Origin of the sequence: Arthrobacter sedimenti (assembly GCF_042652025.1) — a bacterium.
Taxonomy (GTDB): domain Bacteria; phylum Actinomycetota; class Actinomycetes; order Actinomycetales; family Micrococcaceae; genus Arthrobacter; species Arthrobacter sedimenti.
The window spans coordinates 159,514-181,008 of the sequence record NZ_JBHSDQ010000008.1; the positions used below are offsets into that span (position 1 = coordinate 159,514).

Consider the following 21,495-nt stretch of genomic DNA (forward strand, 5'->3'; position numbering starts at 1 on the left):
CCAAGAACTATTTATTGAGGTGGTAGTACGACGAGCTACCGGTGGCTGCAGGCGAGTGGAGCAGCGTGCCCTGTGAGGGGTTGAGTGCGCTGATCATCATGCCGTTGCCGACGTAGATGCCGACGTGCGCTCCACCGTTCTGGACAACCAGGTCACCGGGCTGCGGGGTGGAGGTGGGGCTCATGATGCTCCACGCGTTGGTGCGGGGAATGCTGATACCGGCCTGGGCGTACACCCACTGCACGAAACCGGAGCAGTCCCAACCGGTGACGGGGCTGGTGCCGCCCCAGACGTACGAGTGGCCGATGCCGGTGTAGGCGATGGCTGCGATGCCTGAGGTGGACGCGGAGGACACGGTCTCGGCGGTCTTGGTGACCGGGGAGGCGTCCTGGCCGGCGGCAGCGGCAGCAGTGGCTGCGCCGTTCGCCGTGTCGGTGGACTGGGTGCGCACCGCTTCCACCTTCGGAGCAGCGGTGGTCTTCACCACGGGGCGCTCGAAGGAAACCGTGGCAGTGGGGGCAGCGGTGACGGCGAGGGCCGTCTGGGCCGAACCGGACTCGGTGGACGCTGAGACACCGGCAGTGGTGTCGGCAGCGGTGGCCGGCAGTCCCATGCTCAGGATGAGGCCCGATGCGGCTGCCACAACGGCAGCCTGGCGGCCTACGGTCCCGGCATTTGCACTTACGGCCTTGGAAACGGCATCCAAGGGGCTGGTGCGAACCGTTTGCGCACGGTGGCGCGCAGAATGATGGCGTGAAGACACGAAGGTAGCCTCTCCCAATGCCTGCGAGGTGAGCTGTCGGATTCGGATGGGAGTCACCCGGCCACGCTGCTTCCTGGGAAGCTTGTGACTTAACCCCAAGGCCTTCTGGAAGAAGGCCGAAATTGGTTCCCCCGCCCCTGCCAGACGATGAAATGCGAACGGACCTTGAGCGGTGGCAGAGTTAGGCAATCCACTCAAGAGCGTCAACTTCGGAAAAGTTGACGCGAGTTAGACGGTACAGCAGTTTTGTTTCAATGTCACATTCAGGTCACGGCGAGTCACGGCGATCTGAGAGTGGACAATCATTCGGTTACAACCAGCCCATGGGATCGACCACTTCGCCGTTGACCTGGACCTCGAAGTGCAGGTGGCAGCCGGTGGACGCGCCGGTGGTGCCGCTCAGGGCCACAACGTCCCCGCGGGACACGGTCTGGCCCACCTTGACGTTGAAGGATGACAGGTGGTTGTACGTGGTTTCCAGCCCATTTCCATGGTCAATAACCACCCGGTTTCCGCCGCCGAACTGATGCCAGCCAGCGAAGGTCACGGTACCGGTGGCGGCCGCCAGGACGGAGGTCCCGCATTGCGCCACAAAGTCCTGGCCCCTGTGGAAGTCGCCCGACCCCCCGGTAATGGGACTGACCCTGTAACCGAAGGGGGAAGCGGTGACAAGCGAGGCCAGCGGTGCGGCCAGGGTGCCGGCTGACGCGGCACGCGTCACGGAGCCGGCCGACTGGGCACTCAGGAGTTGCTTCAGCTTTCCGTCCGGATCGGCCTGGGTCACCACTGCCGAGCGGCTGAAGTCGATCTGGGCACCGATATCTGCTGAAATCTGGGGCTGGGGCGTGACGGAGGAGGCTGCGACCGGGGCGCTGCCGGCGGCGTCAGTGGCCATAACGGGACCTGTGGCGGGCACAGTCACAGTCAGAACCAGGCCGGTGGCAGCAAGGGCCATGCCGGCTTTCTGGCCTATGCCGCTGGCGGCTGCAAACTCCGTCATCTGGCGGAATGGACCCCGGCGGCGGCGGGCGTCGCGATGGAGGTCGCGGGGGCGCTCCGCTGCGGCATCTTCGACAACCCGCGGTGCCGAAGGGGGGCCGGCAGCACGGCGGCGTCCCCGGGGGGTCTGCATGGTCAAGAAGGGTTTCCTCTCTGGAGAAGCCTGCGGAGTTAGCTGTCGGATTCGGGTCAGAGAGATCAAAGACCCGGCCCGCCAAGGGCAAGCTTCTGCGCAGGGATATTCCCGGAAGAATCCTTCACTGGAGAGGCTTGCTGCTGACGGACTTCACCCCAAGGCAGTCCCCCGCTGCCGATTGTGGTTCCCCCGCCTCTGCCAGTAACGACTCGTGCACCTGACCCGCTGGCAGAGCTCGGCTCCGGATCAGGTAACGCTTAAGTTTCAACGACTGGTTCTACTATAGGGGCTTAAGACCCTTGGTAACAATTCCGTTATCTTTGCGTGGAAGGGCAGGCCCGGGGTATGGAAGTCCCGCTTCAGCCCTGCTTGATGGCCACGAAGACATGCGCGGCCACCTCGGGCGGAAGCTCCAGCGCTCCTTCAATCCCGGTCACCCGCACCGAGATGTAATCGCCCACGCGTTCCAGGGTCACGGCAGCGCCGGGCCGGATTCCGCCTTCGTCCAACTGCGCCAGCAGTTCGGGCTCCACCTGGATCGGTTCCGCGAGGCGGCTGATGGTCACGCCCGACGCAGGCCCGTAGCTCTTCATCGCCTCCACCAGGCTGATGGCCCCGTCACCAAAGCCGGGGGCCGGCTGGCCGCCCAGCGCGGCAAGGCCGGGGATGGGGTTGCCGTATGGGGACTCGGTGGGGTGGTCCAGCATCTCGTAGATGCGCCGCTCCACCCTCTCACTCATCACATGTTCCCAGCGGCAGGCTTCATCGTGGACGTAGGCCCAGTCCAGCCCAATAACGTCCGCCAGCAGGCGTTCGGCGAGCCGATGCTTGCGCATCACTTCGGTGGCCCGCTTGCGGCCGGTGTCCGTGAGTTCCAGATGCCTGTCGCCGGAGACCACAACGAGTCCGTCGCGCTCCATCCTGCCGATGGTCTGGGAGACGGTGGGGCCGGAATGGCGCAGGCGCTCGGCAATACGGGCCCGGAGGGCAACGATGTTTTCTTCCTCAAGCTCCAGGATGGTCCTGAGGTACATCTCCGTAGTGTCGATCAGATCCGTCATCCAGCTCAGCTCCTCGGGCGCAGTACCTTGCGTTGTCCCACCGTATCGCCTCTTCCCGCGAGGTAGTCCGGGGGAAAGCTTAGCCTATTTTGACTTTGTCCGAATAGCCGCGACCCCACAGGGAACCGCACCAGGTGCATGCATGGAACACTTGCACACGCGCCGCATTGTCTCAGTGTCTGGACTTTGCCGCTGCCGGTTCCCGCCCGCCGCTGCTGTTCAGGCAGAATGGGGAAGGCCTATGGCACGGCCGCCGCCCGGCTGCCGGCCACCACAACCCGTCCGTCCGGACCAAAACGTTCGTCCCCGCCGAATTGGAGCACCTGTGAGCGACACCAGCATCACGATTCCCGCCGACCTCCTGCCCAAGGACGGACGGTTCGGCGCCGGCCCGTCAAAGGTCCGGCAGGAACAGATCGATGCCCTCGCAGCCGCATCCAAAACCATCCTGGGCACGTCGCACCGGCAGGCACCGGTCAAGAACCTGGTGGGGTCCGTCCGTGAAGGGCTGAGCCAGTTCTTCCGTGCCCCCGAGGGCTACGAGGTTGTCCTTGGCGTTGGCGGCTCCACTGCTTTCTGGGACATCGCCAGCTTCGGCCTGGTGGAGAAGAAGGCCCAGCACCTCTCCTTCGGCGAGTTCGGATCCAAGTTTGCTGCGGCCACCAACAAGGCCCCTTTCCTGGAATCCTCCTCCATCATCAAGTCCGAGCCCGGCACGCGACCCACGGCGCAGGCCGAGGCCGGCGTGGACGTTTACGCGTGGCCGCAGAATGAGACCTCCACCGGCGTGGCAGCCCCGGTCCAGCGGGTTGCCGGAGCCGACGAGGGATCCCTGGTCCTGGTGGACGCCACCTCGGCCGCAGGCGGCCTGGACGTGGACGTTGCCCAGAGCGATGTCTACTACTTCGCACCGCAGAAGAACTTTGCTTCCGACGGCGGGCTCTGGCTGGGCCTGTTCTCCCCCGCCGCGCTGGAGCGGGCCGCCCGCATCAAGGCCAGTGGACGGTGGATCCCGGACTTCCTGGACCTCCAGACCGCCATCGACAACTCCCGCCTGAACCAGACCTACAACACGCCGTCGCTGTCCACGCTGGTGACCCTGAACGCGCAGGTCCAATGGCTCAACTCCAATGGCGGCCTGGATTTTGCGGCCGGACGCACTGCCGATTCCGCCGGACGCATCTACAGCTGGGCCGAGGCTTCCGATTTCGCCAGCCCGTTCGTGGCCAAGCCGGAGGAGCGTTCCAACGTCATCGCCACCATCGACTTCGACGAGTCTGTGGACGCCGCCGCCGTAGCCAAGATCCTGCGCGCCAACGGAATCGTGGACACCGAGCCCTACCGGAAGCTGGGCCGCAACCAGCTGCGCATCGCTACCTTCGTGGCCATCGAGCCCAGCGACGTCTCCGCCCTGCTCGCCAGCATCGACTATGTGGTGGGCGAGCTGCGCAAGTAGGCCCTGCCCACACTTGGGCCCTGTCCACAGGCAGGCACTTTTAACGTACGACGGCGCCGCCCGGGTTTGTCCCGGACGGCGCCGTTTTCGTTGCGCCCGGCAGAGGGCGGGGCCGGTCTCCCGGCGAAGGTGCGGCTAGGCTCCTGCCTGCGCTCCGTCGTCGTCCGCTGGTTCCCCTTGCTGCCCTGAATCCTGCCGGCCTTTGTCACTTGCCGCTGTTTCCTGCGCTTCCGGCTCTCCGACCTCCGCTTCGTGCCCACCAACCTCGGGCTCCTGCGGCTGTTCGTCCTCGGGGCGGACCCGTTCGGCCCACGGCACCCACTCCGGAGCGAGGATCGAATCCTCGGACGGCAGCAGGCCCAGTTCGTTGACGGTGACCACCTTGGAACGTGAGTTGCGGGTCAGCACCGCGTACCACTGCCAGCCTGTGTATCCGGCCAAGCGGGACTCGAACAGGTGTGTCACCAGCCGGTCGCCCTCGCTCTTGGCCGCAAGGTGCGCCCCGATAGTGGCGGCCGGCGTGATGCTCTCCACCGCCGTCCGGGCCGTATCAACAGCCGCGGCCAGGAAAGCGTCAGGCTTGCCCGTACGCCATACGGGCACGCCTGCCTTGCGTGTGGGCGGAGTCTTGGCAGCCTGCTCCTGCACTGGCGCGCCCGGCTGTTCAGATTGGGGATTCATGGGCGCCTAAACGTCCAGCTCGTCGGCAACCTTGCGCAGGGCGGCGGCAATGGCCTTGCCCTTATTGCCCTCCGGGTACTTGCCCTTGGACAGGGTCCCGGACAGATTGTCCAGGACGGTCACCAGGTCCTGCACCAGCGGGGCGAGGTCCTTGGCACTGGGGCGCTTGGCCTTGGCAATGGACGGGGTCTTGTCCAGCACCCGCAGGCCCAGTGCCTGGGCACCCTTGCGGCCGTCCGCCACACCGAACTCCACCCGGGTGCCGGCTTTCAGCTCCGTTACCCCTTCGGGCAGCGACGACTTGGGCAGGAAGACCTCCTGGCCGTCTTCGCCCGCGAGGAACCCAAAGCCCTTGTCCTTGTCATACCACTTGACCTTGCCGGTAGGCACGTAATCAACCTTCTTCGTTCTGCTGTCATGAGACACGGCCGCATACCACCGCATCCGCATTGTTGTGCGGGTTCAAGGTATGGCATGCGCAAACCGTGTTGGTCTGTATCCTTCAAGGTTATCCTGCCGGATGCCTGATTACGCTTCCTGCAGCACCGTTCCGCCGCAGGCGCAAGGGCGCCGGGAGCGTTTAACCGCACCAACGGAGCCGCTGTAGCGTTACGTCCATGACTCCCTCGCGTTACCGGCGGCCGCTGATGGTCCTCGCCGCTGTTATTGCCGTGCTGTCCCTCATAGCCGTGGGGACGGTCATGGCGCTTGCCTTCGCTGGGTCGGTGGCCCCCACCTGGGTCACGTACTCCGCGCTGTACGGCCTCCCTGCGGCCTTCATCCTGATGCTCCTGCTGGTCCTGGACGGCGTTGCCGCCCGGCGGCGCGCGGGAAAGGCCGGGCGGCGGTAACGTTGGACTGATGTCCCTCATTCGCGCGCTCGGCATGGAACTGGAGGCACGCAGCGATGATTCGCTGCGGGCGTTGTTCGCCGCGCGGCCGGACCTCATTTCCCCCTCTGTTCCGGACTTCGCGGCGGTGGCGGCGCGCGCCAGTTCCCGTGTCAGCGTCCAGCGCGCCCTCGAACGGCTCAACCGGCCCCAGATGCAGGTCCTGGAAACCCTGCACCTCTGCACCAACACCGATACCGGGCACAGCGCCTCAGCGGAAGGCCTGCACCAGCTGATCCGGGGTTCGTCGCTGGCCGTGGTTGAGCAGATCATCGGCACCCTGCAGGAGCTTGCCCTGGTGCATCCCGCAGCTCCCCCGCACGGCACCCCGCCCCCGGCGGCCAGCCAGCCGTACTACCTTCCCGTAGGTTCGCTCAAGGATGTGGTGGGAATCTACCCCGCAGGCCTGGGGCGCAGCTATACCGAGCTGGTCCGCCTCCAGCCGGCTTTCGCCCAGCGGGCGGTGCAGCTGGTCTCCGAACTGCACCGCAGCGGCTTCGCGATCCACGGCGCCACCACGCCCATGGAAGCGGCACTGGCGCTCCAGCACTGGACATCGTCCCCCGAAGCCCTGCGGGACATCCTTGCCGGGGCCCCGGAACGGACGACGGCGCTGCTCGCCAAGTTCCGGAACTGGGCCATGGGTGCCGTCCCCCAGGCGCAACGGAGAGCCTCGGTCACTACGGAAGGCGCCGACGTCGGGCCCGTGGACTGGCTCCTTGCACGCGGGCTGCTGGTGCCGCTGGACGCGGCGCACGTCGAGCTGCCGCACAGCGTGGGGATGGCCCTGCGCGGCGGGGCGATCATCAACGACTTCACCCTTGCCCCGCCGGTTGCCGAGCTCGGCAACACCACCGCGGCGCTGCGGAGGAACGCAGCCCTGAGCGCTATTTCGGAAACCCTCCGGCTGGTGTCCGAACTGTTGCATGCGGTAGAGGCCCAGCCACTGGCCACGTTGCGGAGCGGGGGCGTGGGGGTCCGCGAGCTGCGGCGGCTGTCCGAACAGCTGCGCGTTGACCAGGGCGCTGTGGGCCGGCTGCTGGAACTGTGCGGCCTGGCCGGCCTGATCCGCCTCGACGTCGATTCGTCATCATGGGTGCAGCCGCCGGAGCTGGAGTGGCTGGTCCTTCCGCGGCAGGAACAATGGCTGTGGCTGGTGAACGCCTGGCTGGCCAGCGAGCGCGTGCCCTCCATGGTGGGCCAGCCCGTCAATTCAGCGCCGGGAGCAGCGGCCGCCCGGTCTGCCGCCGGGACCACCATTGCTGCCTTGTCTGCCGGGGCGCAGCGCCCCGATGCCCCGGTGGTCCGCAAACGCATCCTGGAAATCCTGCTTGAGCTGACGCGGGAAGCCGACGATGGCGACGGCGGCGCGCCCGTCCTCGATGCCGCTGCGGTGCTGCAGCGCGCCGAATGGTCCCAGCCGCGGATGGCCCGGCGGTTCAGTTCCCTGATCCGGGGCGTCCTCGCCGAGGCTGAAATGCTCGGCCTGGTGGGCTCTGGTGCCCTGAGCCAGCTGGGGAGCGCCTTCGCCGAAGACCGCCCCGACGCCGCCCTTGCGATTCTGGGCAAGCACCTGCCCGCGGCCCTAAATCACGTGCTGCTGCAGGCTGACCTGACCGCTGTCGCTCCGGGCTACCTTTCCCCTGCGCTGACGGAGCAGCTCCTGGTCATGGCCGACGCCGAGGGGCAAGGTCCTGCCACCATCTACAGGTTCTCCGCGGAGTCGGTAAAACGCGCACTGGACCGCGGCCATGACGCCGCCGGGCTGCTGGCGTTCCTCCGGGAGCATTCGGCCACGGCGGTTCCCCAGCCGCTGGAGTACCTGGTGGAGGACACCGCTTCCCGGCACGGCAGGCTGCACGTGGGCCAGGCTGCGAGCTTCATCCGTAGTGAGGATGAAACCGCACTCACCGATCTGCTGGCGGGACCGAAGGCCGCCCAACTGGGCCTGGTCAGGCTGGCCCCTACGGTTGTGGCGTCGTCGGCGCCGCCCCGTGAGCTTGCCGCCGTGCTCCGCAGTCTGGGCCTCTCCCCGTCCGTGGACGGCGCCGAACCCGCCGCGCACCTCCGCCGGCCTGCCGCGCCGCAGGAGAGCCTGCGCCCGGTGTACACCGCCCCGCGGATGGCGCCCGCGGCGGAGGAGGTGGAAGCCCAACTGGTTGTCCTGCGGCAGGCCGGCGCCGCCGTCGGGCACCACCCCGGTGCCACCACCGGCAGCGAGGTTGCCACCCAACTGGGGCTTGAGGCGCTGCAAAGGGCCATCCGGCTGAAGCAGCGGATCAACATGAACGTGGTGGACAACCTGGGGAATGCCAGCCTGGAAGTTGTTGTTCCGCTATCTGTGAGCGGGGGCAGGGTCCGCGTGTTCGATCCCGCTAAGGACACTGAACGCGTCCTGTCCGTCCACCGCATCATCGACATCGAGGCCGCAGAGGAACTGCGCCAGTAAAGGATTCCCCCGCGTGACCGACGGACCCCTGATCGTCCAAAGCGACAAGACCATCCTCCTTGAGGTGGACCACGAACTGGCCACCGAGGCCCGGCACGCCATTGCACCCTTCGCCGAGCTGGAACGTGCACCCGAGCACATGCACAGCTACCGGCTGACCCCGCTGGGGCTGTGGAACGCCCGCGCCGCCGGACTGGACGCCGAAAAGGTGCTGGACGCCCTCCTGAAGTACTCCCGCTTCCCGGTTCCGCATTCGCTGCTGATCGACATCGAGGAAACCATGTCCCGGTACGGCCGGCTGCGCCTCGAAAAGGACCCGCGCCACGGATTGGTCATGCGGACGGACGACTACCCGGTCCTGGAGGAAGTTATCCGGGCCAAGAAGATCGCCCCGCTGCTGGGGCCCAGGATCGACGGCGAGACCGTGGTGGTGCACGCCTCGCAGCGCGGGCAGCTCAAGCAGCTGCTGCTGAAGCTTGGCTGGCCGGCGGAGGATCTGGCCGGTTACGTGGACGGCACCCCGCACCTGATTTCGCTCAATGAAGACGGCTGGCAGCTCCGGCCGTACCAGCGCCTGGCCAGCGAAAACTTCTGGGCAGGCGGCAGCGGAGTGGTGGTCCTGCCCTGCGGCGCCGGCAAAACCCTGGTGGGGGCCGCGGCCATGGCCACCGGTTCCACCACCACGCTGATCCTGGTGACGAACACGGTGGCCGCCCGGCAGTGGAAGGACGAGCTGATCAAGCGCACCTCCCTGACCGAGGACGAGGTGGGCGAATACTCCGGTGCCCTCAAGGAGGTGCGGCCGGTGACCATTGCCACCTACCAGGTGCTCACCACCAAACGGGGCGGCATCTATCCGCACCTGGAGCTGGTGGACGGCCACGACTGGGGACTGATCATCTATGACGAGGTCCACCTCCTTCCGGCACCGATCTTCAGGATGACCGCAGACCTGCAGGCCCGGCGGCGCCTCGGGCTGACTGCCACCCTGGTCCGGGAGGACGGCCGCGAGGGCGAAGTCTTCAGCCTGATCGGGCCAAAACGGTACGACGCACCCTGGAAGGACATCGAGTCCCAGGGCTACATCGCGCCGGCGGACTGCGTGGAGGTCCGGGTGGATCTGCCAAAGGATGAACGTGTTGCCTATGCCATGGCTGATGACGCGGACAAGTACCGGCTGTGCGCCACCTCGGAGTCGAAAACCCAGGTAGTGGAGGAGCTGGTGGCCCGGCACGCGGGTGAACAGCTGCTGGTGATCGGCCAGTACATCGACCAGCTGGATGAGCTCGGCGAGCGCCTGCAGGCACCCGTCATCAAGGGCGACACATCGGTCAAAGTACGGCAGAAGCTCTTTGATGCATTCCGTGCCGGGGAGCTGCAGACCCTGGTGGTGTCCAAGGTGGCCAACTTCTCCATCGACCTGCCTGAGGCCTCGGTGGCCATCCAGGTCTCGGGCTCGTTCGGTTCCCGGCAGGAGGAGGCCCAACGGCTGGGCCGGCTGCTGCGGCCCAAGAAGGACGGGCGGGCGGCCCGCTTCTACTCCCTCGTGGCACGCGACACCCTGGACCAGGACTTCGCGGCCAAGCGCCAGAGGTTCCTGGCCGAGCAAGGGTATGCCTACCGGATCATGGACGCCAAGGACGTGGCCGCAGCGGACTAGGAATCCCCTGTGCCGGTTGCGCCTGCGGAGTGCACACTGGAGGCATGAGAACACGAATGGTCCCGGTGGCGCCCGGACCCGGGCAGGAATCGGTGTGGGACTATCCCCGCCCGCCCCGGATCGAAGCCAGCAGCGAGCGCATCCGCATCGTCCTGGGCGGCGAAGTCATCCTTGACACCACAGATTCGCTCCGGGTCCTCGAGACCAGCCATCCGCCGGTGTACTACATCCTCCAGTCAGCATTTGCCGCCGGCGCACTCGAGCAGTCCTCGGGCAGCAGCTTCTGCGAGTTCAAGGGCGCGGCGAAGTACCTGACAGTCCGCGGCGGCGGGAAGGAAGCGGACAGCGCCGCATGGTCCTACCCGGAGCCGGCGTCAGGTTTTGAGGCACTTGCCGGCCGGGTGGCCGTCTATCCAGGCCGAATGGACTACTGCGAGGTGGATGGTGAGCGGGTCACTGCCCAGCCCGGCCGCTTCTATGGCGGCTGGATCACCAGCCGGGTAGTGGGGCCCTTCAAAGGTGAACCCGGGACGATGGACTGGTAGGCCCGAGCGGACCACCACCATGCTCACAACAAATATCCAGACAACTCCCAGAGTCTGGGAGCATGATGGGAGCATGAACAAGAACGGTCCAGAAGCCAGGCTGCTCGTCGTTGATGATGAACCCAACATCCGCGAGCTCCTCTCCACGTCACTGCGGTTCGCCGGCTTCGAAGTGGTCTCTGCAGCGAACGGACGGGATGCCCTGGCAGCGGCCGATACCCACGCCCCGGACCTGGCCGTGCTGGACGTCATGCTCCCCGACATGGACGGGTTCACCGTGACCCGCCGGCTCCGCGCCTCCGGAAAACACTTCCCCGTCCTCTTCCTCACGGCAAAGGACGACACCGAGGACAAGGTGACCGGGCTGACCGTGGGCGGGGACGACTACGTCACCAAGCCCTTCAGCCTGGACGAAGTGGTGGCCCGCATCCGGGCGGTGCTCCGCCGGACGCAGCCCCTGCTGGACGACGACGCGGTGATCCGCGTTGACGACCTGGAACTCGACGACGACGCGCACGAGGTACGGCGCGGCGGCACGGTCATCGAACTCTCCCCCACCGAGTTCAAGCTGCTGCGCTACCTCATGCTCAATCCCAACCGCGTGCTGTCCAAGTCGCAGATCCTGGACCACGTCTGGGAGTACAACTTCAACGGCGACGCCTCCATCGTGGAGTCTTACATCTCCTACCTGCGCCGGAAAGTGGACATCGACCCCGACGCACCGGCCCTGATCCAGACCAAGCGCGGCGTGGGCTACGTCCTGCGGACGGCTGAAAAGCGCTGACCTTGCTCAAGCGGTGGAAGTCGGCCTCGCTCAGGTCGCAGCTGGTGGCCATGATCATGGCCCTGCTGATCGTGGCCCTGACGGTGACCGGCGCGGTGACGCTGACCTTGCTCCACAGCTACCTCCAGGGCCAGGTGGACGACAAACTGAACGCCGCCGTCGACTCTGCCCGGAAACAGCGCTCTTTCACCCAACTGCAGGCACCCAACCCCATCCCCACCGACTATTCCCTGATGCTCTTCACCCCGGGTGAGCAGCCGTACACCTTCGGCGGAGACCCGGACGACCACCCCGACATCAGCAACATTTCGGTGGAGCAGGCCCAGGCGCTCCAGCTGGTTCCGTTCCAGGTCCGCGGGACGGACGGCGAAAACTGGAGGGTGGTGGCGGTGACCGTCCAGAACGGCCCCACCACGTCCGTCGTGGTGATCGGGCTGCCCTTGGAGAGCGTCGACGACGTCCTAAAGCACGCCACCCTGGTGGTCACCGGCGTCGGCCTGCTGACCCTGCTTCTCGCCTCGCTCATAGCCAGCTGGACCGTCTCGCGCGCCTTCCGGCCGCTGGCCAGGGTGGAAAAGACAGCCGCCGCCATTGCCGCCGGCGACCTCTCCCGGCGTGTGGAAGTCGAAAACCCTGCCACGGAGCTGGGCCGGCTGAGCAGTTCCCTGAACGCCATGCTGGCGCACATCGAGACCGCCTTCGCGGCGCGGACCGCCTCGGAAGCAAGGATGCGCCGCTTTGCCGCTGATGCGTCCCACGAGCTGCGCACACCCCTGGTGACCATCCGCGGGTTCTCCGAGCTCTACCGCCACGGCGCCCTGGCCACTGACGAGGACGTGGCCACCGCCATGGGCCGCATCGAAAGCGAAGCCAAACGCATGGGTTCCATGGTGGAGGACCTGCTGCTGCTGGCCCGCCTGGATGAGCAGCGGCCGCTGCAGCAGAAGCCGGTGGACCTGCAACTGGTTGCCCATGACGCGGTGGTGGACACCCAGGCCAGCGACCGTTCCAGGGCGATCACGCTCACCGGCCTCGACGGCGGAGCAGCGGCCCCGGCCCCGGTCCTTGGAGATGAGGCCAAGCTGCGCCAGGTGGTGGGCAACCTGGTGGGCAATGCCTTGCGCTACACGCCGGAGGGCAGCCCCATCGAACTGGCCGTCGGGGTCCGCCGGACCGACGGCGGCGAACGGTCCGTCATCGAAGTACGGGACCATGGGCCGGGCATCTCCGAAGACGACGCCGCCAAGGTCTTTGAGCGCTTCTACCGGGCGGACACCTCCCGGACCAGGGAGACGGGCGGCAGCGGCCTGGGGCTGGCCATCGTGGCAGCAATCGTCGGATCCCACGGCGGCACAGTGCGGGTGCAGAAGACCGACGGCGGCGGCGCCACCCTGGTGGTCAGCCTCCCGCGGCGGGACGACACGCCGGGCAGTAACAGCGACGACGGGGAAGACGCCGCTGACGACAGTACCGCCCCCGCGGCGGGCAGTGACGGATCGGTTATCCACATATAGCCACACCGCCGTGGCTTCCGCCTGGTGCTGCTCCATAGGCTCGTCCCAGCAGCCCGGATCCCCCGGGCGCAGGACCCTTAGGGACCCGCCGTAGCGAAAGGCACAGCGATGAGCATCATTTCCGTCGACACCGAATTACTGCAGTTGAAGTCCGCCAACGTCCAGGCCACCGTGGACCGGATCAGCGCGGACGTGCAGACCATGAAGCGGGGCCTGGATGAGCTGCAGGGCTCATGGCGGGGTTCGGCAGCCACCAACTTCCAGGCACTCATCACGGAGTGGACCATCACGCAGGGCCGCGTGGAAGCGTCGCTGGCGTCCATCAATGGCGCCCTCGCGTCAGCGGCCGCAACCTACGCCCAGGCGGAGCAGGGAAACACGCAGCGGTTCAGCTGAGCCGGCACTTCGGCAGCACGTTCCCCGCTTCCCCCTCTAGGCTTCCGGGGTTCCCTGGTGGAACCGCAGCCGCCACCGGCCGCCGTCGAGGACCCACAGCGAGCTGCGAAGCGTCGTGCCGGACCGGGCAAAGCTTCGGTACGTTAGCAGGACCGTGCTGGGGCCTATGCGGTCAGCGCCCAGGATTTCAATGTCGGTCCGTTCGCCGGGATCCTCCTCGAGGGCCATCATCATAGCGTCCCGGGTCCACACCCGGCCCGAGCTGCCGATCTCCACAAAGTCCGGGTGAAGAAGGATGGCGGTCCGGCCAATGTCCCCCCGCACCAGCGGCCCCAGGAGCTCGCGTTCCAGCTCCTCAACCAGTGCCTCTGGCGGGATGGAGCCTGCCCACTGCGTTGCCTCGGCCACTTCAAGGGCTTCATCGTCCAACTCGCTGAACAGGTCCAGTTCATCGAAAGCCGATACAGGCTGGGGGGCTGCCCTGCGCTGGTCGCCCGCGGCCGCAGGAACACCCCCGCTGGATGCTGCCGGGCGTCCCGCTCCCCCGCCTTCTGCACCCGTTCGCGCTGATTCCCGGCGTACTGCCTGCGTTTGTGCGGGGGCAGCAGCCGGAATGTCCAGGGTGGCCGGCGGCAGTCCCACACCGGAAGGCGCCGGTTCCTCCAGGGCACGTCCGCGGCCGCCCTGGCCATTGGAAAGATCGTGGTGCGCGCCGGGGTGGTGTCCGCCGGGGAATCCCGGGCCGGAGCGTGCTGCCACTCCCTGCTGGTACGCGGTGGCCGCGGCCCTGGCCCGCTCGTCGGCGGCCTCGTTGAGGTCGTGCCCGGCGTGGCCCTTGACCCACTCGAACGTGTAGGTTCGCCCGGCCAGTTCGCGGTCGAGTTCCTTCAGCAGCTCCACATTCAGGACAGGCTTCCCGTCAGCCTTGCGCCAGCCCTTCCGCTTCCACCCAGGCATCCATTTGGTAATGGAGTTGATGACGTACTGGCTGTCACACAAAATGCGCAGGTCCTCCCCGGGGAGGTGCGCCGTGGCGCGCAAAAGGTCAAGGACAGCCATCAGCTCCCCCTGGTTATTGGTCCCGTGCGGCCAGCCTCCGGCCCGCCAGCAATCGTCATTCACATACCAGGCCCAGCCCGCCGGGCCAGGGTTTCCCAAGGCCGAACCGTCAGCCGCTGCAGTAATCGTCACCAATCCATCCTGCCAGAAGCAGCTGACAATGGGCTGCCGCGGAGGTACTGCAGCCCATCCTCCTGTTTCTGCCGCAGGCTCGGGCTGCGCGTCCGGCTCCTCCTCCAGCTTTCACCATGAAATTTTCGGAAAACGCTTACCGGATACCCTTGACGGGGATGCCGTCGCGCGAAAGAATCGCAGCACACCAATTCAGAAAACGGTTTCTCGAGACGAGATCCTTGGTCACCTAAGGCTGCCACGGAGCGAAGAAACCAACCGAAGGGAACATCAATGACGATTCCAGTAGTAAGCCGCCGGAGGTTTCAGCTTGGCGCTGCGGCTGTGGCTCTATCCATCCTGGCCACGGGCTGCGGCGCCGCCGGCGGATCCGGCGGGTCCGGCGACAACGGTCAGGTGACCCTGCGGTTCACCTGGTGGGGCAACGAATACCTGAACGGACAGACAAACAAGGTAATCGCCGCGTTCGAAGCATCCCACCCAAACATCAAGATCAAGACCGAGCCAGGCGAATGGTCCAGCTACTGGGACAAACTGGCAACCAAGACCGCCGCCAACGATGCGCCCGATGTCATCCAGATGGACCAAAAGTACATTGCCGAATACGGCGGCCGCGGCGCGCTCCTGGACCTATCCAAGCAGAACGGTATCGACACGTCGAAGTTGGACAAGGAGGCACTCGCATCAGGCCAGTACAGTGGCGCGCAGTACGGACTGAGCACCGGTCAGAACGCCTATGTCATCATGGCCAACACCAAGGTGTTTGAAGCGGCAGGCGTTCCCCTTCCCGACGACAAGACCTGGACATGGAAGGACTTCACGGACACGGCCGCGAAGATCAGCGCCGCCGGCGACGGTAAGAACTATGGAGCGGCATACGGCAGCAACGAGGCCGACCTGATCATTTGGCTCCGCCAGCACGGCGAAAACCTGTACTCAGAGGACGGCAAGCTCGACTTCCAGGCCGCCACGGCCGCCTCCTTCTGGGAGCGGCTCAAGGACCAGCGCGACTCAAAGGCCAGCCCACCGGCCAACGTCGCGACGGAAGACGCAGGGGCGAGCCTCGAGCAAAGCCTCTTCGGCACCAACCGGGTGGGCATGGCATGGTGGTGGACCAACCAGCTGGGCTCGCTTGAAGCCACCACCGGAAGCAGCATCAAGATGCTGCGCGCCCCGAGTGTGGACGGCGCTGCTGCCAAGAACGGCATGTACTACAAACCCACCATGTTCTGGTCCGCTTCCTCCCGTTCCAAGCATCCCAAGGAGGCAGCAGAGTTCATCAACTACCTCACCAACAGCCCGGAGGCCGGCGCCATTCTCATGACGGACAGGGGCGTGCCCACCAACAGCGATATCGTCGCCGCCATCACGCCCTCGCTGAAGCCGGCTGACACCACGGTGGTCAACTTCCTGAAGGACATCGCCCCGGAAATCAAGGATGCGCCGCCGGTACCGCCGGTGGGTGCGGGCAGCGTCCAGAACGTGATCAAGCGCTACACGGATGAAGTGCTGTACGACCGGCTGACGCCCCAGGCGGCCGCCGAAGCCTTCACGAAGGAAGTCCAGGGAATGCTGGATTCAGCCCGAAAGTAATCCGCAGCAAAAATGCGGCCCCCTCACCAGGAGGGAGCCGCATTTTTCTGTTGGCGGGAGGGAATCCCGGCCGGGAAGCTTAGAAGCCGCCCATGCCGCCCATGCCGCCCATGTCGTCGCCGCCGGCAGGAGCAGCAGCCTTCTCCGGCTTGTCAGCAACCACTGCTTCGGTGGTGAGGAACAGGCCGGCGATGGAAGCCGCGTTCTGCAGGGCAGAGCGGGTCACCTTGACGGGATCGTTGACGCCGGCTGCCAGCAGGTCGGTGTATTCACCGGTTGCTGCGTTGAGGCCGTGGCCGGCGGGCAGGCCGCGGACCTTGTCGACAACCACGCCGGGCTCCATGCCGGCGTTGAAGGCGATCTGCTTCAGCGGGGCGTCGATGGCAACGCGGACGATGTTGGCGCCCGTTGCTTCGTCGCCGGACAGCTGAAGGTTGGCGAACGCTTTGGCGCCAGCCTGAATCAGGGCCACGCCGCCACCGGCGACGATGCCTTCTTCAACTGCAGCCTTGGCGTTGCGCACAGCGTCTTCGATGCGGTGCTTGCGTTCCTTGAGCTCAACCTCGGTTGCGGCACCGGCCTTGATGACTGCAACGCCGCCGGCCAGCTTGGCCAGGCGCTCCTGAAGCTTCTCGCGGTCGTAGTCGGAGTCGGAGTTCTCGATCTCGGCGCGGATCTGGGAAACGCGGCCGGCGATCTGGTCGGCGTCGCCGGCACCTTCGACGATGGTGGTCTCGTCCTTGGTGACAACAACCTTGCGGGCCTGGCCCAGGAGCTCCAGGCCGGCGTTCTCCAGCTTGAGGCCAACTTCCTCGGAGATGACCTGGCCGCCGGTGAGGACGGCGATATCGGCCAACTGGGCCTTGCGGCGGTCACCGAAGCCCGGAGCCTTGACGGCGACAGACTTGAAGGTGCCACGGATCTTGTTCACGATCAGGGTGGCCAGGGCCTCGCCCTCGATGTCCTCGGCGATGATCAGCAGCGGCTTGTTGGACTGCATGACCTTTTCCAGGACAGCAACCAGTTCTTTGACGTTGGAGATCTTGGAGTTGACGATCAGGATGTACGGGTCCTCGAGGACAGTTTCCTGGCGCTCGGCGTCGGTGACGAAGTAGGCGGAGATGTAGCCCTTGTCGAAGCGCATGCCTTCAGTGAGCTCGAGCTCCAGGCCGAAGGTGTTGGACTCCTCGACCGTGATGACGCCTTCCTTGCCCACCTTGTCCAGGGCTTCGGCGATGAGGGCACCGATCTCGTCGTCACCGGCGGAGATGGACGCGGTGGCGGCGATCTCTTCCTTGGTTTCGATTTCCTTGGCGGAGTTCAGCAGCTCGGCGGTGACGGCGTCAACGGCTTTCTCGATGCCGCGCTTGAGGGACAGCGGGTCGGCGCCGGCGGCAACGTTGCGCAGGCCTTCCTTGACCAGTGCCTGTGCCAGAACCGTGGCGGTGGTGGTGCCGTCACCGGCAACATCGTCAGTCTTCTTGGCAACTTCCTTGACCAGCTCGGCGCCGATCTTTTCGTAGGGATCGTCCAGCTCGATCTCCTTGGCGATGGAAACACCATCGTTGGTGATCGTGGGGGCGCCCCACTTCTTTTCGAGGACGACGTTGCGTCCACGCGGGCCGAGGGTGACCTTAACGGCGTCGGCGAGGGTGTTCAGGCCACGCTCAAGGCCGCGGCGTGCCTCTTCATCAAATGCAATGATCTTGGCCATAACGGCAGTAGTCCTTTCGGGACAGTCGTTAAGAATGAACCTTCGCTGCAGTGCCCGCGACGGACGATCCTTTGACGGCGGCCTCTGTATGCCTCCGCGTGGGGATCTCACTGAAGTGAGGTGTTTCTTTCGCTCCTCGACCGGTGCAGGGCGCCGCCGGCCGAAACCAGGCTTTGCTTTAGCAGTCGGTACGTCAGAGTGCTAACTCAATAATTAGCACTCCCCAGGTGAGAGTGCAAGCGATAAGACGCCGGACAAGGCGCTTGTCGCAGCCGCTTCGCCCAGGGCGATCAGCCGGAGTGTCCGGCTGTTTCGTGCCCCGTGGGGGTGGGGTTGTTGTCCGCCCCGTAGGTGAAGACGGAGAAGGCGGCCGTGGTGATGTCCCCGTTGGTGTCGAAGGCAACCGGGCCGGATTCGCCGTCGTAATTAATGTCCGGGCCGGCGGCGAGGCCGCCGAGGCACTCCTTGTAACTCAGGCACGGAGCCTGCGGCGTGCCTGCCCCGGAGGTCGCCGTTCCGCCGGAGACCGGAATGAGGTTCGCGGCAATCGACCGGCCCGCGTCATCCTGCGCCCGGGCCGCTGCGAGGGCCGCCAGCGTCACTGCGTCATAGGTTTCGGCAGCGTAAGAGACGTCCTTCAGGGAGGGGTCCACCGCCAGCAGTTTGCCCTGGAAGGCTGCCGTGGGGAGCTGGCCCGGGATGACGGCGCGCGCGCCTTCGAGGGCCCGGGACGGCAGCGCAGATCCGTAGCGGGCGAAGGCACCGTCGCTGAGGATGACCTTCGAACCGCTGACCCCTGCATTGTGGAGTTCGGCCAATGCGCCCTGCGCGCCGTCGCGGGCCACCAGGACGACGGCGTCCGGCGTGGCTTTGGCGGCAGAGCGCGCGGCTTCGGCGGCATCCCCCGGCTTGAAGCCCGTCCCGGGCAGGACCTTGAGTCCGGACTGTTGGGCAGCATCGGTGACGGCGGCTGACAGGTCCTTGCCGTAGGCACCCTGCTGGTACAGCACGCTGATGCTGGCGGCACCGGCGTCTTTTGCGAGCTTTGCCAGCACGGGCCCCTGTGCGACGTCGGCTGCGGCCGTCCGGAAATAGTAGCCTCCGCTGGCGCTGGTGGAGAGGCCGGCAGCGGTGTTGGCCGGGGAGATGAGCGGCACATGGGCGCGGGACAGGATGTCCACGGCGGGGGTTGCATGGCTGGAGTCGGTGGGTCCAATGGCTACGTCCGCCTTGGCAGCCGCCAGGTCCTTGGCCTGGGCTGCGGTGTCCTGGTCCGGGTGCACAGGAAGCAGCTCCACGGGCCGGCCCTTGTGTCCGCCGGCGGCGTTGATGTCCTGGATGGCTGCCTTGGCGGCCGCCAGCTGGGGTGCGTTGAGGAAGGCGTTGTCGCCGGTGTTGTCAAGGATCAGGCCCACCCGGAGGACGCCGTCGCCCGAAGCCTCCGCGGGCTCTGTCCTGGCGTTGCCGCCGGTGCCGGCGCAGGCCGTCATGGAAAGGAGGCCCGCCAGGGACGCGGCAAGCGCTGCGCGGACGCGGACTGGGGAGCGGTGAGCCGGCATCATTGCGCGGGCCGGACGTTTTCTGCCTGCGGGCCCTTTTCGCCCTCGCCAATGTCCAACTGCACCCGCTGGCCCTCAGCCAGGGCGCGGTAACCCTCCCCCTGGACCGCAGACCAGTGGACAAAGACGTCATCACCGGAGCCGTCAACGGTGATGAAGCCGTAGCCCTTCTCAGCGTTGAACCACTTCACGGTTCCCAGTGCCATGCGCGGCTACCGGTAACCCGGGCCGAGCACAACCACGAGCGGTACCTGGAATTCGGTGCTGTTCACCACGGTGGGAATGTTCAACAGTCCTGCAAGCTCCTGCGCGCTGGCCAGTTGCTGCGGGCCGGCATAGAAGATCACGGAGGACTTTTGCGGGGCGCCGGACCAGTTGCCTACCTGGCCGAGCCGCCAGCCGTCAGCCTGGACCGTGCCCCCCACGCGGCTGGCCAGCCCTGCCGTGCCGGCAGCGTTGTAGACGGCCACTGCCTGGGTCTTGTCGACGACGGCCTGCTGGCTGGCGGAAGCGGTGGGCTCGGGCTCGCTGCTTTGGGTTGGTACGGCCGACGCGGACGGCACCGGGACGGACCCCGGTGCAGACGAGGACTGGGTGGGCGAAGGGGTGGATCCGGTTCCGGCCAGCGGGGCTGATTCAACGGTTGCCGACGCCTGGCTGGCGGTGGTGTTGAAGCCGAGCTTGGGAAGGATCAGGAAGGAGACCAGTCCAATGGCCAGGGCCGCAACGCCCACCGCAAGGATGGGCCACAGCCGCACGCGGGACGGGGCCGTAGCCGTCCGGTGGACACCTTGTCGCGACGCGGCCTCCGGGACCTTGTCGAATTCATCGCGGGCGTATCTGGTCATGGTGGAAGGACATCCTTGTTGATTGCGGCTGTTGTCCCGGCCTGGGCGTCTAAGCGTCGGATCCCAGGCGCCGGGCGGTGCGTGCACGGTGGCGCGACGTACGTAGTCTACGCAATCTCTTCACCAGCATGGGATCGTGGGCCAGGGCATCCTCGCGGTCGATCAGCGCGTTGAGGAGCTGGTAGTAATGGGTTGCGGAGAGATCGAACAGCTCGCGGATGGCCTGTTCCTTGGCCCCCGCATACTTCCACCACTGCCGTTCCAGGGCCAGCATCTGCTGTTCGCGCTCGGAAAGGGAGGACTCGCGGAGGGTGAAATCCGCCAGGAGGGACTTCCCTGGATCGTGCTCCGGCAGGTGTTCCCGGGCCGGTTCCGCCACGGCGCACTCCTTCGCTGGTTACGGCCAATGTCTTACACCCATGCTACCGGCCGAATAACACGGGTGTCATTTGCAGTGCCTGCAACAATGGAACGATGTTTGAATCGGATGCGCTGTTCGAGCTGCAGCAGGAACCGGCGGACGCCATCAGCTTCGCGGACCTGGCCGAGCTCCCGCTCGCGGAGCTCATGGCAGCCGACTGGGCCGCGGCCCTCCACGGCGTGGAAGGCCAACTCCGGAAGGTGCTCACTTTCGTTGCTGCAGAGGAGGCCGCCGGGCACCAGATCCTCCCGCCGCCGTCGAACGTCCTGCGCGCCTTCCGCCAGCCCCTGGCGGATGTGAAGGTGCTCATCGTCGGGCAGGACCCCTACCCCACGCCGGGACACGCCGTCGGGCTGTCGTTTTCCGTCGAGCCGCACGTCCGGCCGCTTCCCCGCAGCCTGGTGAACATTTACCGGGAGCTGGAATCGGACCTGGGCATTCCGCCGCGTGTCCATGGCGACCTGTCGGCCTGGACGAACCAGGGCGTACTGCTCCTGAACCGGGTGCTCACGGTCCGGGCGGGGGCGGCGGGTTCCCATCGCGGCAAGGGCTGGGAGGAGATTACGACGGCGGCAGTCACCGCGCTGGCGAACCGCACAGCTGCGGACGGGTCCAGGATGCCGCTGGTGGCGGTGCTGTGGGGCAAGGAGGCCGAGGGCGTCCGGCCGCTCCTGGCCGGAGCGCCCGCTGTCAGCAGCGCCCACCCCAGTCCATTGTCTGCTTCGCGCGGGTTCTTTGGCTCCCGGCCGTTCAGCCGCGTTAACCAACTGCTGCGGGAACAAGGTGCGCTGGACGTAACCTGGGAACTGCCGCCGTCGCCCTAGCTTAGGCTTGC

General features: G+C 66.4%; 21 protein-coding genes and 2 riboswitches. Of the genes, 10 read left to right on the forward strand and 11 right to left on the reverse strand.

The window, feature by feature from the left end:
• Positions 1-7: 7 nt before the first annotated feature.
• The 3 genes from ACFO0G_RS17260 to ACFO0G_RS17270 all read right to left on the reverse strand — a co-directional run bounded on the left by ACFO0G_RS17260 (position 8) and on the right by ACFO0G_RS17270 (position 2,959).
• Complete coding sequence (locus ACFO0G_RS17260; RefSeq protein WP_376979209.1) at positions 8-613, reverse strand: C40 family peptidase; 606 nt, start codon at positions 611-613, stop codon at positions 8-10.
• 154 nt (positions 614-767) lie between these two features.
• Positions 768-945: riboswitch (cyclic di-AMP (ydaO/yuaA leader) on the reverse strand.
• Positions 946-1,073: 128 nt separating this feature from the next.
• Entirely contained in the window at positions 1,074-1,895 is an 822-nt protein-coding gene (locus ACFO0G_RS17265; protein WP_286404296.1) for a M23 family metallopeptidase, read from the reverse strand.
• 11 nt (positions 1,896-1,906) lie between these two features.
• Positions 1,907-2,118: riboswitch (cyclic di-AMP (ydaO/yuaA leader) on the reverse strand.
• A gap of 139 nt (positions 2,119-2,257) precedes the next feature.
• Positions 2,258-2,959 carry a metal-dependent transcriptional regulator gene (locus ACFO0G_RS17270; protein ID WP_286402013.1) on the reverse strand — a complete coding sequence of 234 codons (702 nt, stop codon included), beginning with the start codon at positions 2,957-2,959 and terminating at the stop codon, positions 2,258-2,260.
• A gap of 325 nt (positions 2,960-3,284) precedes the next feature.
• On the opposite strand from ACFO0G_RS17270, the gene serC reads away from it, so the two are divergent.
• Complete coding sequence (gene serC / locus ACFO0G_RS17275; protein ID WP_286402010.1) at positions 3,285-4,415, forward strand: phosphoserine transaminase; 1,131 nt, start codon at positions 3,285-3,287, stop codon at positions 4,413-4,415.
• A 135-nt stretch (positions 4,416-4,550) separates the two neighbouring features.
• On the opposite strand, the gene ACFO0G_RS17280 is transcribed toward serC, so the two are convergent.
• Positions 4,551-5,096 (reverse strand): DUF3027 domain-containing protein, encoded by a 546-nt coding sequence (locus tag ACFO0G_RS17280; protein ID WP_286402007.1) that lies wholly within the window; start codon positions 5,094-5,096, stop codon positions 4,551-4,553.
• Between the two features lie 6 nt (positions 5,097-5,102).
• Positions 5,103-5,486 (reverse strand): cold-shock protein, encoded by a 384-nt coding sequence (locus ACFO0G_RS17285; protein ID WP_142131045.1) that lies wholly within the window; start codon positions 5,484-5,486, stop codon positions 5,103-5,105.
• A gap of 227 nt (positions 5,487-5,713) precedes the next feature.
• On the opposite strand from ACFO0G_RS17285, the gene ACFO0G_RS17290 reads away from it, so the two are divergent.
• The 7 genes from ACFO0G_RS17290 to ACFO0G_RS17320 all read left to right on the forward strand — a co-directional run bounded on the left by ACFO0G_RS17290 (position 5,714) and on the right by ACFO0G_RS17320 (position 13,334).
• Entirely contained in the window at positions 5,714-5,947 is a 234-nt protein-coding gene (locus ACFO0G_RS17290; protein ID WP_286402004.1) for a hypothetical protein, read from the forward strand.
• 10 nt (positions 5,948-5,957) lie between these two features.
• The gene (locus tag ACFO0G_RS17295; protein WP_376979174.1) at positions 5,958-8,435 is read left to right on the forward strand and encodes a helicase-associated domain-containing protein; all 2,478 of its coding nucleotides are present in this window, start codon (positions 5,958-5,960) and stop codon (positions 8,433-8,435) included.
• A gap of 13 nt (positions 8,436-8,448) precedes the next feature.
• Positions 8,449-10,095, forward strand: a complete 1,647-nt coding sequence (locus ACFO0G_RS17300; RefSeq protein ID WP_286401999.1) for a DNA repair helicase XPB — start codon at positions 8,449-8,451, stop codon at positions 10,093-10,095.
• Positions 10,096-10,139: 44 nt separating this feature from the next.
• A complete protein-coding gene (locus tag ACFO0G_RS17305) occupies positions 10,140-10,640 on the forward strand; it encodes a DUF427 domain-containing protein (RefSeq protein WP_286401996.1) in 501 nt (166 codons plus the stop codon).
• Positions 10,641-10,713: 73 nt separating this feature from the next.
• Positions 10,714-11,424 (forward strand): response regulator transcription factor, encoded by a 711-nt coding sequence (locus tag ACFO0G_RS17310; protein ID WP_142131055.1) that lies wholly within the window; start codon positions 10,714-10,716, stop codon positions 11,422-11,424.
• 2 nt (positions 11,425-11,426) lie between these two features.
• The gene (locus ACFO0G_RS17315; protein WP_286401994.1) at positions 11,427-12,938 is read left to right on the forward strand and encodes a sensor histidine kinase; all 1,512 of its coding nucleotides are present in this window, start codon (positions 11,427-11,429) and stop codon (positions 12,936-12,938) included.
• Positions 12,939-13,046: 108 nt separating this feature from the next.
• The gene (locus ACFO0G_RS17320) at positions 13,047-13,334 is read left to right on the forward strand and encodes a WXG100 family type VII secretion target (protein ID WP_376979178.1); all 288 of its coding nucleotides are present in this window, start codon (positions 13,047-13,049) and stop codon (positions 13,332-13,334) included.
• A 36-nt stretch (positions 13,335-13,370) separates the two neighbouring features.
• On the opposite strand, the gene ACFO0G_RS17325 is transcribed toward ACFO0G_RS17320, so the two are convergent.
• Positions 13,371-14,525 (reverse strand): RNase H family protein, encoded by a 1,155-nt coding sequence (locus ACFO0G_RS17325; protein ID WP_376979180.1) that lies wholly within the window; start codon positions 14,523-14,525, stop codon positions 13,371-13,373.
• A 273-nt stretch (positions 14,526-14,798) separates the two neighbouring features.
• Between ACFO0G_RS17325 and ACFO0G_RS17330 the strand changes: the two genes are divergently transcribed.
• Positions 14,799-16,118: an ABC transporter substrate-binding protein gene (locus ACFO0G_RS17330; RefSeq protein ID WP_376979182.1), complete on the forward strand. Its 1,320-nt coding sequence runs from the start codon at positions 14,799-14,801 to the stop codon at positions 16,116-16,118.
• Between the two features lie 79 nt (positions 16,119-16,197).
• On the opposite strand, the gene groL is transcribed toward ACFO0G_RS17330, so the two are convergent.
• From groL to ACFO0G_RS17355, 5 genes are all read right to left on the reverse strand, one after another.
• On the reverse strand, positions 16,198-17,832 hold the full coding sequence (groL, locus tag ACFO0G_RS17335) for a chaperonin GroEL (protein WP_142131065.1): 1,635 nt from the start codon (positions 17,830-17,832) through the stop codon (positions 16,198-16,200).
• Between the two features lie 290 nt (positions 17,833-18,122).
• Positions 18,123-19,391 (reverse strand): ABC transporter substrate-binding protein, encoded by a 1,269-nt coding sequence (locus ACFO0G_RS17340; protein ID WP_376979211.1) that lies wholly within the window; start codon positions 19,389-19,391, stop codon positions 18,123-18,125.
• The gene (locus ACFO0G_RS17345) at positions 19,391-19,597 is read right to left on the reverse strand and encodes a cold-shock protein (RefSeq protein ID WP_286401980.1); all 207 of its coding nucleotides are present in this window, start codon (positions 19,595-19,597) and stop codon (positions 19,391-19,393) included. The genes ACFO0G_RS17340 and ACFO0G_RS17345 overlap by 1 nt, the downstream gene beginning before the upstream one ends.
• 6 nt (positions 19,598-19,603) lie before the next feature.
• Positions 19,604-20,239, reverse strand: coding sequence for a LytR C-terminal domain-containing protein (locus ACFO0G_RS17350; protein ID WP_286401977.1), 636 nt, complete (start codon positions 20,237-20,239; stop codon positions 19,604-19,606).
• 49 nt (positions 20,240-20,288) lie between these two features.
• Positions 20,289-20,618, reverse strand: coding sequence for a DUF3263 domain-containing protein (locus ACFO0G_RS17355; RefSeq protein ID WP_376979186.1), 330 nt, complete (start codon positions 20,616-20,618; stop codon positions 20,289-20,291).
• Between the two features lie 95 nt (positions 20,619-20,713).
• Here ACFO0G_RS17355 and ACFO0G_RS17360 point away from each other — a divergent pair, with 95 nt between their 5' ends.
• Positions 20,714-21,484, forward strand: a complete 771-nt coding sequence (locus tag ACFO0G_RS17360) for a uracil-DNA glycosylase (RefSeq protein ID WP_286401971.1) — start codon at positions 20,714-20,716, stop codon at positions 21,482-21,484.
• The last annotated feature ends 11 nt before the right edge of the window (positions 21,485-21,495 follow it).